Annotated in this window: 11 protein-coding genes and 6 pseudogenes; 4 read left to right on the top strand and 13 right to left on the bottom strand. The window is 27.1% G+C overall.

Annotation, left to right across the window (positions count from 1 at the left end; genetic code table 11):
- Positions 1-711: hypothetical protein (locus tag BLO14_RS04865; RefSeq protein ID WP_236736399.1), on the top strand; the 711-nt coding region annotated here is incomplete at its 5' end.
- Positions 712-769: 58 nt separating this feature from the next.
- On the opposite strand, the pseudogene BLO14_RS04860 reads toward BLO14_RS04865, so the two are convergent.
- Positions 770-1,256 (bottom strand): annotated as a pseudogene (locus BLO14_RS04860) (Mlp family lipoprotein).
- Positions 1,257-1,439: 183 nt separating this feature from the next.
- Here BLO14_RS04860 and revA (BLO14_RS06140) point away from each other — a divergent pair.
- Together revA (BLO14_RS06140) and revA (BLO14_RS06135) are read left to right on the top strand one after the other, a co-directional pair.
- Complete coding sequence (gene revA, locus BLO14_RS06140; RefSeq protein ID WP_236736398.1) at positions 1,440-1,658, top strand: fibronectin-binding protein RevA; 219 nt, start codon at positions 1,440-1,442, stop codon at positions 1,656-1,658.
- The gene (gene revA / locus BLO14_RS06135; protein WP_236736397.1) at positions 1,642-1,926 is read left to right on the top strand and encodes a fibronectin-binding protein RevA; all 285 of its coding nucleotides are present in this window, start codon (positions 1,642-1,644) and stop codon (positions 1,924-1,926) included. Before revA (BLO14_RS06140) ends, revA (BLO14_RS06135) begins: the two co-directional genes overlap by 17 nt.
- A gap of 98 nt (positions 1,927-2,024) precedes the next feature.
- Here revA (BLO14_RS06135) and bdr read toward each other — a convergent pair.
- The 11 genes and pseudogenes from bdr to BLO14_RS04795 form a co-directional block, all read right to left on the bottom strand.
- Positions 2,025-2,505 (bottom strand): annotated as a pseudogene (gene bdr / locus BLO14_RS04850) (Bdr family repetitive protein).
- 104 nt (positions 2,506-2,609) lie between these two features.
- The gene (locus tag BLO14_RS04845) at positions 2,610-2,963 is read right to left on the bottom strand and encodes a BBA14 family lipoprotein (RefSeq protein WP_091973547.1); all 354 of its coding nucleotides are present in this window, start codon (positions 2,961-2,963) and stop codon (positions 2,610-2,612) included.
- Entirely contained in the window at positions 2,956-3,291 is a 336-nt protein-coding gene (locus BLO14_RS04840; protein WP_091973545.1) for a BlyB family putative holin accessory protein, read from the bottom strand. Before BLO14_RS04840 ends, BLO14_RS04845 begins: the two co-directional genes overlap by 8 nt.
- A pseudogene (locus BLO14_RS04835) lies at positions 3,281-3,373 on the bottom strand (BlyB family putative holin accessory protein); the annotation flags it as partial. The gene BLO14_RS04840 and the pseudogene BLO14_RS04835, both read right to left, overlap by 11 nt.
- 89 nt (positions 3,374-3,462) lie before the next feature.
- A complete protein-coding gene (locus BLO14_RS04830) occupies positions 3,463-4,482 on the bottom strand; it encodes a glycoside hydrolase family 3 N-terminal domain-containing protein (RefSeq protein WP_091973540.1) in 1,020 nt (339 codons plus the stop codon).
- Positions 4,470-5,936 carry a UTP--glucose-1-phosphate uridylyltransferase gene (locus tag BLO14_RS04825; RefSeq protein ID WP_091973537.1) on the bottom strand — a complete coding sequence of 489 codons (1,467 nt, stop codon included), beginning with the start codon at positions 5,934-5,936 and terminating at the stop codon, positions 4,470-4,472. Before BLO14_RS04825 ends, BLO14_RS04830 begins: the two co-directional genes overlap by 13 nt.
- Positions 5,937-6,551: 615 nt before the next feature.
- The gene (locus BLO14_RS04815; protein ID WP_236736396.1) at positions 6,552-6,959 is read right to left on the bottom strand and encodes a DUF1506 family protein; all 408 of its coding nucleotides are present in this window, start codon (positions 6,957-6,959) and stop codon (positions 6,552-6,554) included.
- Positions 6,946-7,191, bottom strand: a pseudogene (locus tag BLO14_RS04810) (DUF3890 domain-containing protein); the annotation flags it as partial. The pseudogene BLO14_RS04810 and the gene BLO14_RS04815, both read right to left, overlap by 14 nt.
- Before the next feature lie 824 nt (positions 7,192-8,015).
- Complete coding sequence (gene mtnN, locus BLO14_RS04800; RefSeq protein ID WP_236736395.1) at positions 8,016-8,579, bottom strand: 5'-methylthioadenosine/S-adenosylhomocysteine nucleosidase; 564 nt, start codon at positions 8,577-8,579, stop codon at positions 8,016-8,018.
- Complete coding sequence (locus BLO14_RS06130; RefSeq protein ID WP_236736394.1) at positions 8,572-8,805, bottom strand: hypothetical protein; 234 nt, start codon at positions 8,803-8,805, stop codon at positions 8,572-8,574. The genes mtnN and BLO14_RS06130 overlap by 8 nt, the downstream gene beginning before the upstream one ends.
- 114 nt (positions 8,806-8,919) lie before the next feature.
- Positions 8,920-9,216, bottom strand: a complete 297-nt coding sequence (locus BLO14_RS04795) for a P13 family porin (protein ID WP_091973553.1) — start codon at positions 9,214-9,216, stop codon at positions 8,920-8,922.
- A gap of 518 nt (positions 9,217-9,734) precedes the next feature.
- Between BLO14_RS04795 and BLO14_RS04785 the strand changes: the two are divergent.
- Positions 9,735-10,596, top strand: a pseudogene (locus BLO14_RS04785) (anti-CBASS protein Acb1 family protein); the annotation flags it as partial.
- On the opposite strand, the pseudogene BLO14_RS04780 reads toward BLO14_RS04785, so the two are convergent.
- A pseudogene (locus BLO14_RS04780) lies at positions 10,589-10,771 on the bottom strand (DUF764 family protein); the annotation flags it as partial. The pseudogenes BLO14_RS04785 and BLO14_RS04780 overlap by 8 nt on opposite strands.
- Positions 10,772-11,047: the final 276 nt, after the last annotated feature.

Genomic DNA, 11,047 nt, shown 5'->3' with positions numbered 1-11,047 from the left:
TACGAAATAAATCCCAAGGAATTCATTCTGATTAGTAAAAATCTTATGGGAACTACTAACACGGCCCACAAATTACTAGGGATTATCATGGCTTCTGGAATTCCATTATCTGATTTGAAAAATCAAAATATCAAAACCTTACACAATCCAAAATCCAATATACTTTCTTACGTGCTGGACAACGGCTTTAGGTTGAAAACATATTCTTTAGTTTGCTCTAGTGAAATTTCTAAATGCATTGAAAATCTAAACAAAAGTGAACTACTATCTATTAGTACAGACAAAATTAATTATGTGGCAAAAAAAATATTTGATTTTGGAATTACTACTAAACAACTGAAAATTGCTTATTCTTTGATTGTAAAGTCTAAAGAAACAACCGAGGATAACAAATATACCAAAAATCCAGGAAATATACAAATAACTAAAAAGCCGTGTATCCTAAATCTAGGCGAAAAAATGAAATACATTAGCTCATTTAAGCTTGTGAGCCCCGATAAAGAAAATCTAAATATCTTTAGAAAAAGTAAGCACAAAAATACATATGCTATTGCAAACTTGATTTCAAATTTTTTTTCTGGAAATGCGCCCTGCAAAAATTTGCATAATCTAAAATTATACATTAATGAAAACCTAAAAAAACTAGGAATTAACAAAAACACTAGTGAATTACAAAATCGCATTTTTTCTAAAATATTTCTGATTGACTGAAAATTTTTAGCGCAATTGAGTACTTAAGCACATAAAATAAAACTCTCCATTATTATACCTAGAGCAAAGCCCCCACACAATAAGGGGCTGCCATATCATGAATTAGCCTGTGTGTGTGTGCGTCACACGTACTACTTGCACTAGTTTTAAAATCAATCTATATCGCCATCAAGGGCTCTTTTAACGACTTCTTTAAAATTAGTTTTTTGCTGATCAGTATTATCCCCAGTACATTTACCAAGTTCACTTTTTATATGGTCAAGCGCTGATTTTATTTTAGATTCATTATATCCTAAGAATTTATCAAATTCTCCTTTATTAGTCAGAGCAGTTTTTAACCAGTCAAGGTGCTTTTTTTGATCATCAGATAGCTTTTCTCTAAGAAGTTCTTCTTTGGATTTAGGTTTTTCTTGTTGTACTTCTTCTTTTTGCTCTAAATCACGTTTTTTTCTACTTTTTACTTGCTAGGTATGAGTATCATTAGAATTACAGCTATTTATTAGTATAAGCAAAAACAAACAAAATAATATATTGATAATTTTCATCTTATCTCCTTTTCTTATCTTCAGTACAATACATTAAGTAATAAAAAAGTTTATTCTTGTAATTATATATCCTATTTTTATCAATTTTTAAAAAATTAATGCAAACTTTAATTGATAGGTTTACATTTTGAAATGTTGTGCTAATTTTAACTTCATTATTATTATTAAATAAAGGAGTAACTAATGGAAATTAAAAACATAGTTAAATTGTTTTTTATATTGATATTATTTGTAATGGCTTGTAGCTTATATGTAGAAGAGAAAAAAGAAATAGATTTAATTCTTTCAGAGATTTTAACTCTTAATAACAAGACCGATATTGAAAAATTTGGAAATTATAAAGGCAAGTTAAATGCATTGAAAGAAAGATTTAAGGATATAGATAATGAATGCAGAGCTTAAAGAAAAAATATCAAAGTTGCAAGGGGTATTTCAAGATAAATTAGCAGCTAAATTAGCAGCTTTAAGAGAAGCTAAACAAAAAATTCAAGGTATTACTGATACCGATAATAGTACTGCAAAAACCAAGATATGGTCTGAATCAAAATTAGTTGGAGTAACTATAAAGTTCAGTGGAAGTAATACTTCTGGTAATGGGAAAAAAATGTCTGAAGACGCTGTATCTCAGATAGAGAAAATAATAAAGTTTCTCGAAGAGGGTACTAATTAATTAGCTAATAATTAGAATAATCAAATTGATTTTTGTAATAGAAGAAAATCTAGATAATGAACTGCTATTTTTATAATCTTTGATTTAGCAATAGCAGTTCATTTAAAAAACCCAGTAATTATCGATACAACAACAGTTGTTATAATAGATATAACTAGGAACTACTACTGCTGTTACAATAGTTATTGTTCTGTTGCTTACTTTAAGTTTTTCCAACAATAATTGATTATTAATTTGTATTTCTTTTTTAAGATTTTGTTCCAAATTAGACATATTTCGTTTTAAATTCTTTTCTACAGTATCTATTTTAGCGTCTAAATTATCTATTTTGGTATTTAAATTATTTTCTACATAATCTATCTTAACAGCAAGTTCGTTTTTTACAGAGTCAATCTTAGAAACAAGATTATCAAACTTTAAGCCGAATTGTTTTTCTAAATTTTCTAAATCTCTATATGTGAGTTCATTGTGATAATATCTTTTAGATAAATCTTGTGCTATTAGTTGTTCCATTCCCAATCTTATAAATTCGTTATATATTTGTTCTTCACTTACAGTATTTGTTAGCACGGGTTTCATAATATTTTACCTTTATAGTCCCATTATACACTATTTTAGTTTAGTTTGCGGGGTTTATTAACAACATAAAGTGTAATTTCTTGCAAGAAAAAACTTTTTGTAATTTACATTTTTAATCTTGAATACTGATTATAGACTTTTTTTGCAATGGGTTTTGTTTTGGCAATGTACTCTAAAAGTAGTTTGATATTATGTTTTACTGAAGTCATTGTGTGTTCGTCTTTTAATGTTGATAAATCTGGATAAGTAAATTCTGGATAATTTGGATCATTAACTTTAACTTTTGTTTTGGCTAAGAATGTTACAAGGTACATAACATAATCTGATAGTCGTACCCCATATTTAGCTAAAGCTCCTAGTGTTTTAATAATTGGTGGTTTTGATTCGTATGGTAGGCTAGCAATGGTACTACAACATAGTAGCAAAGTAAGTAATAAGTAGTTTGCCAGTTTAAGCATTATCACCCCTTTTAAGAATATTGACGTATTCCCGCATGATTTTATTGCGTTTTGCTTTTAATGAGGAGATAATTCTTTTACTTTTACTGCTAGCAATAGCTTCTATTAGCTCAATATTGTATTTTAATATGTCTTGTATTTCTTCAAATATTTTAGTTGATTCAGCTGTTTCCATAGATTTTAATGTTCCAATATATGTTTTGTAGAAAAAATCTATTACCTTGCTAAAGGTATTAATGTAGTTATGATCTATGTTTGTATCAGTTTTAGCTATGTTAGTTAAATTGGATAGTAGATTAAGTCCTAAACCAATAGTGTTATTTTGCATTATTTATTCTTTCTTGATAGATAGGTTTTCCTTCCTGATTGAATTTCAGATCATTAGATATTTTTAGATTTTTTTCATCAGAGCCTTAAAATTTGAAATTGATTTTATACCCAATAAATACAACATTTAATCTAAATTATCGACTTCTTTTAAGAGAATTTACTCTTTTTACTAAGGAACAAGGATTATATTTATACCTGAATTTAAAGACTTTTTAATAGCATCTTTAATATTAGAAAAACTTCTTGTAATTGCCCCCATATTATAAGAATCTGTCATCATAATACTAGTAATATTTAAATTTTCCCTTATAATATTAACAACGTTTTTAGACATGCTAGTTATATCTTTAGAAATCTTAGGAACATTAACATGTCCAATCATAATAAATTTAGCAGCCTTACCAAAAATAAAAGGTACAAAATTATTTAACATTAAAAAGCTTTTACTATAAGGCAAAAACGCTAAATATTTATGTGTATCTATAGTTGTTCCTCCTAATCCAGGAAAATGTTTAATTGCTGAAAATACTCCATGATTCTGCATACCATCAATAAAAGCCTCTACCATAAGTCCTATATTATAAGCAGAATATCCCCCAAATGTTCTATTTAGTAAAGGAGTATGTGGTGCAAATTTTATGTCGGCAACTGGAGCCATATTTAAATTAATACCTAGTCTACGCAATTGTTTAGCAAGAACTTCGCCAATTTTATAAATAAGATGCAAATCTTTAACAGCCCCTACATACTCCATGGCCGGAAAATTATAAACCCCCATTTTTTTATTTTCACTAGCTCTACTAACTATTCCCCCCTCTTCATCAATAGCAATAAAAATATCATGTCCAATATGACTTTTTATTGCACTAATCAATCCTTTTGTCTGCTCAGCATCTTTTAAATTTTCTCTAAATAAAATTATACCAATCGGATTAATCTTTTTTATTCTATTAATATCATCAGCATTAAGTTCTTGAACCTTCTTAAAACTTGTTAAATTTTTAATTCCAATAAATAAGTTTCTATCTTTTAGAATAGTTTGAAAATCTAATTCACCTAAAAATTCCATTAAATCTACAAGATCTGATTTATCCTTGTTAAAATATTCATAATCTATTTCTGGCAAAGATTCTATCGCAAATAAATTTAAACAAAAAAAAAGAAAAAAGAAAGCTTTCAAAAAGTCCATTTACAACATCCACTAATCAAACCATAATCTTTTGACAACAAAGCAGAAAGAGAACAATATAAATCTTTATTAGAACTAGAATTATTACCTTTTTTCCTACAACAATATCCGCAACTATCTTCAAGATAGTTGCTATTAAGCAACATATCGATAAATAACTTTGCAGGAAGAAATCTTTTACTCCTGTCAACCGTTAAGATTAATGGATTTTCCATTAATCTTAACACTTCCCACGTTATTTGCTCAACCGAAACATATTTACCAATTTCTTTATCTTGCTCTATAATTCTAATGGGCATTTTTTCTATTATTTGATCAATATTTTTTATCAAATACTCTAAATTAAAAAGCCCGGTAGCACAATTAAATAATAATTCATTACCTTTATCTTCAAAACCTTGTATAATCTCCGAAGAAATCCCTCCACCAATATCAACACAAGTTAAACGATTTTCACCATTTACCGCCAATACCCCCCCCTTAAAATCTGTCTTGCTTTTAAAGCTAAATTCAAATCCAGAAGAACAATTAGTTAAAGCCATTACAGCAAGTGCTTTAAAATTAATTGTAAAGCCCACATTATCAACATTGCCAATATATATGAATCTTTTTCCAGATCTATAAAGCTGTAAATAAATGTCTTTTAAAATTTTAAAATTTTGACCATGGCCTGCAGGCAAAGCTAAAATAGTATTATCTTTAAAAGTAAAATATTGATAATTAGAACTATTTAGTTTTTCATAACAATAAACTAAAGGTTGGACAGCTGTAAAAATATCTTCTTTATTTAAATTGCAAAAATTTACACTTTTAATAAAATCATCTACAAATAAATCATCCAAAAACTTTGAAATAAATTCATCCGTTTTGCAACTAGTCATTTGAAATACTGAGGGCTTAATCCTTCTACCATAAAAAGATTCATATCTTTTGGCAACCATTAAAAGGTGCCTGATTTTCAAAGCCAAAAATGAAAATCCGAAACTACCGTCTTTGTTAATATAAGCTGGGGTTATACCCTTTGGAAACTCTCCAAATTTTTCTTTAAATTCAAGTATTTTAGATTCATATAGCACATATAAATCTTCATTTAACCTTCTATTTTTAGTTAGATCAAAATAGCTTGTTGCAGAGCCCCCATTTAATATCCCAAAAGAAAGATAGGGGAAAAGCATTAGTCCCAAATTTTCAAGTTCACAAGAAGAAAAAATATAATAATCACCTTCTTCTGAATTCAAAAATTCAGAATAATCCCGAAAATATTTTTTCAAATTATCTTCAACAAAACCTTTGTTAAACTTAAAACTCAAAATTTTATCTGAAATATTTAAAATATTTTCATGATTATCACAAGGAAAATATTTAATGGATTCAAAATTATTAATTCCTATCTCACCAGAATTAAGCTTTTTTAGTATCATTTCAGAAAAAATTTTATCAACTTTAAAATTCATCAGTAAAAACCAAAACCCTTAAGATAAAGCCTATTATAATTTAAAAAACAAATTTTTTTAACTATAATATAAGCAACTATATTACGGTCATTATATCAATAATATGACTAAAATATCAACGAGAAAAAATTTACATGCTTGAACAATATTCACTTAACATTAAAAATTTTAAAAAAGCTTTTGATTAAATAGCATTTTATCCTTCGGAATTTAGAAAAATTTTTGCAAAATCAAAAAACAAAGATTCAACAGAAAATGAAATAGGCAATGAAGATAAAGTACTAATAACACTAATAATATTCACTGTATCAAATTATTTAAAAATGAATCCCATTTAGAGAAGTATTGTAACAAAACAATAAAATTAGAAAGAAAAAATAAAATCCAATCTTACTAAGTATGTAAATCATTAATACATAAGTTAACTTATGGAAACTATATTAACAGCAAAAATATCGAAAAATTAAAGAAAAGAATACTAAAAAATCCAATTGAAATAATAGAAGAAATGGATGGAAGCTCTAGAATCAATTCAATAGATAAAGAATTGATAAAATCTTTGAGATTAAAAATAGAACAATATAATGAAAAAATAGGTATTTTCAATACATAATATTATTCCTGAAGAAAAATCTTTAAATGAATGTAAAAGGCTACTACAAAATATATAAAAGACAATTCTTTTGAGCTAAGATTGGTACTAAATATTTCAAAGTAAACCAAATCTGAAATTGATATTCGGTCTTTTATTTCATAGTTAAGATCTTGATATGTGTAAAGTTTAGAATATCCTTGAATATCAGATATATTGGAGTCATAAAGCATTGCAAGTTCTTGTGATTTTATGTCAATAATTACTCCGGCAAATTCAGTGTACTTATTCTTATTAAATATTCTTTGATAAGAGTCGTCATTTTCAAGTTTTACAACAGCGCCTTTATAAAATCTTAAAGGGCTAGGATCCTTAAAAACGTTGATCATACGTGTAGACATATCTGAGAGTCTTTTTCTAACGCCACTCACTATACAACTCTAAGCAGGACGGTGTTGAAGTCTCTTTTTTTAGTTTTTCTAAAAATGCATCAAGTTGTGAACAAAAGTTCTTATTTGACCCACAACTTTCTCCACCACCTTCTTCGCCTCCACCACTGCTAGGATAATAATCAAGTTCAAGCTCATTGAATTTCTCTTTTTTAATCCTCTCAAATTCAAATTCTCGAACAACCCCTTGCTTTCTTAATTGACAACCCATATGATTTTAAAAACAATAAAACCAAAGATAGTAAAACAATATTTGTTCTTGATATAAGGATAAATCGTTTTGTGGTAAATAGATTAATTTGATAATAATAGATGAATCAGCACAGGTCATTTTTAATAGGATTTTCCCATATTCAATAATACCAATAATGAGTAATAATAATAATAATAATAATAATAATAATAAAATAAAAGCCAGGACAACATTGCAAAAATATAAATTCCCCAATTAAATTTTTTGATCTTTAAATAGTTTGTGTTTATTTTTATAAATTTCTTTTTTTCAAGCTTTAAATTTTAAATTGTTTTTTCTATCATTCATATTTGCTAACCAAATGGGAATTTTTAATCAATTTGTAAGCTACTACGAATTTGGTAAAAATCAAAATATTTTTTTAATTTTACTTTGAATTCAAATTTTTATTTTTTTTTCTATTGAAATTATTTAATTTATATTTATTTCTATTGAATTTTTTTTATTATAGCACTTATTGCTATCTACGGAGTTTTTTTTATTTATTATCTTTTTTTTATTTAAATTTATCTTCTTAATGAAATGTGCTTTAATAAGAAAATTGACAATAAGAAGAGCTAATATTGGCAAAATACTAAAGCAAATTAATTTTAAGAGGATAATTTTTGTATTCATAATTAAATTCTCAATTTTATTATACAATTTTAATTGTATAAATTCTATTTTATTTGCTACCGCCTTTAAGTATTAAATATTAATAATATTAAATGCAAACATATAAAAAACAAAAATTGCATAATTCGTGTGTTATTTATGTATTTACATTAATTTAATTAATTTTTCTACTATTTTTGCCGAGTTTGAAGAAACTTTTTTTTAAAAAATTTTTTATAATCATTATAATTATTTTCATTATTAACTATACCGGATATTCCCCGGATTATTATAAAAGGAATTTTAAAGTTGTATGCTGCTTGAGCCATTGCGGCGCTTTCCATATCTATTGCAATTGCGTTTTCGAATTCTTCTGAGATTTCTTGAAAATTTTGATGGTCAATGAATTGGTCTCCAGCAATTATTAAACCCATATAAGATGTTATGTTGTCTGTTTTTATATTAGAAGATTTCTTTATAAGAGTAGTGTTTGCTTTGAATTTTTTAGGGTGTTCTGGAACATGCCCAATTCCATAGCCAAATCTATGCAGATTAAAATCGTGGTTTATTGTTTCTGTAGATATTACAATGTCTCCTATTTTTATGAATTTGTTTTTATTGCTATAAATCCCGCTAGCAACCCCAGCATTTATTATATGACTAATTTTATATTTTGATATAATAAAGCTTGTCCAAAAGGCGGTATTTATTTTTCCAACTCCTGTAGCTATGGTAATTATATTACGATCAAGCACTTTCCCAATGATAATCTTTTTTTCTATGTTCTTCTATTGAAATAGATTTTTTGTTTTGAATAATCTTATCTATTTCTGCCATTTCTGCTTTTGTAGCTGATAATATTAAAATATGGCTTTGAGGATTTTTTTCATTTGTTTTATTTATTTCTGGTTCATTTCCCCAACTATTTAAAACGATAAATGAAAAAATTATCAATGTGTTTGCTATATTTTTAATTTTCATAAAGAAAACTCTATATATATTTTTTGTTAATTTATAAATTAATATTTTCATGTTTCTATTAGTTTAAATAGTATTGCAATATTATAGATATTTATAATATATTTGTTGACCGGATTAGATTTTTTTGGATTGTAAAGATTTAAAGTACAGCTGGAATCCGTTTATTCCAATATCAAAATTGGGTTCAAAACCTGCAAGCGAAATGCCAAGTCTTTTTCTAAGATTTGCATTGTATTTATTTGCAAATGTAAATGGAATAACAAGCGAGGTTATATAGGATGCAGTAGTTGCGATGCTTCTCCTATTCCTACTAATGTTAATCCCGACTATTGGATATTCCCTTTTCTCCTCCTGGGCCCCCACAGCACATTGGACGGTTTCTGACACTATGCTAGAGAGGCTCTTTGGCATCAGCATATTAATTATTTGCTTCGATTAAAGGCCAAAACCTCCTTTTAAAAAAAAGGTGCTTATTTGACGTGCCAATGCTCACAGAAAACTTATAAAAAACAACAGAAATAATTCTAAAAATATAAATTTATTGTATTGATTATTTGGCTCTAGAGCTACTTACATAAAAAGGTATGCTCTAAGTGTTCCCCTTTAACATAAAAAAGATAATATGGATATGATGCGGTATCTATATACGGTAATCATGAAGGAGAAGGCCCTTTATTTAATTAATAAATAAATACGTGTTAATAAAGATTAAAAAAAGATAGGGTTTTTGCTATAAGCATATTTAAAAATTCATTGCTTAATGCAAAATTAAATAGACGGCTTATTAATTAAAGGCAATAAAAGTATAGTAGTTCTATTGTATTTAATGATATTTACGCTTATAAAGGGGACAATAAAACTCCTGATGATGCGCTTGATGCAATAGCTGCTGCATATTTGATGCTGTCTTTAGGATATAGAAGTAAAAAATGTATGATTTAAGAAAAGCAAAACTAGTAGATAAAATAAATTCACTGGAACTATATAGATATTCAATATTTTTTAGAAATTACATAGAAAATGTAGCAGAAGATTGTCTCAAGAACGGAATTATTCTTGAGTGCATTAATATTCATGTTAGTGAGCTTCAACTTGCTAGATTAAAAGTGCAGATTAAGAATGCGCTTTTTAATTGTATTATAAGCTATCGTTTTCATGAAATTGGATATGTTCTAGTAAAGACTAAAGATATACTACTGGACCTTGAAGAGCCTGTTAATATAGAACTACCTATTGAATTTGAATACCTTGATGATTATGAATCTGTAAGAGGCTCAGGGGGTTGACTTTGATCATATAACTTATAAAGCAAAAACCAATAGTGGGGGTAATTCTTTAGATGTAGTTAAAATACACAAAAGTCGACTCATAATATATAAAAATTTTGATTATATCTTGAAAAGATATGTTCCGTGTTATACGGAAAGTTTTTTGCTAGATATTTACCTATTTGAGAAGATATACGTTGAAATAGAAAAACGTATTGAAAACCACAATTTTTTGTTTTACAAAGATGAATCTTCAGTGCAACTGCAGGACGCACTCTCTAGCGCAACAACTTCTTTGAGTGCGCTAACTCAGAGTAATAATAATGAAAAAGGCAATAGCTTTTTATCATCCTTTCTAAGAAAACAAAACTCAAACAATCATAGCAAAGATATTTCTAATTTACGCAGTCTTAATGACTCATTGGCAAGTGAACTTGCTAGGCTTAAGAGCAATCTAAGTAATGAGGGGATGTTTTATACAGCTACTCCTAGCGCTAGCTTAGAAGTTATTAAGTACCAACTGTTTGCATATTGGACATTGGATAAATATAAAAGTTAATTTTATTAACATATTCGAGTTGAGGTGTTGGTAGAGTGTGCTTATGAGTCCTATTATGTATAAACTCACTGAGCATACTATAAAGTATTAGCATTCTAAAATTAGCATCAAAATCTTTAGAATTTAGCACTATTGCAATAAAATTTTGAAAAAATTAAAGAGTATATCACTAACAGCAATTATGAATAGCTTTAGATATCGCTAAACTTTGTATACACAAAATAACAACCGGTCAGGTGTCTTGCTGGTTATTATTTTTTTTGCAAATTATATTAGTATAAATACAAAAATGTTCACTACTGGAATTTTTTATTAAAAAAATATTTATAGAAAATATTTAAAGAAGACTTTAAAATAAAAAAGCCAAAAACATTAATAATTTATCAATAAATATTTGCAACAATTGCGCTACAAG

The organism is Borreliella japonica (assembly GCF_900099615.1).
Taxonomy (GTDB): Bacteria; Spirochaetota; Spirochaetia; order Borreliales; family Borreliaceae; genus Borreliella; species Borreliella japonica.
The sequence above is the reverse complement of the archived record's forward strand: the minus strand, read 5'-3'. Positions and strand labels throughout refer to the sequence as shown.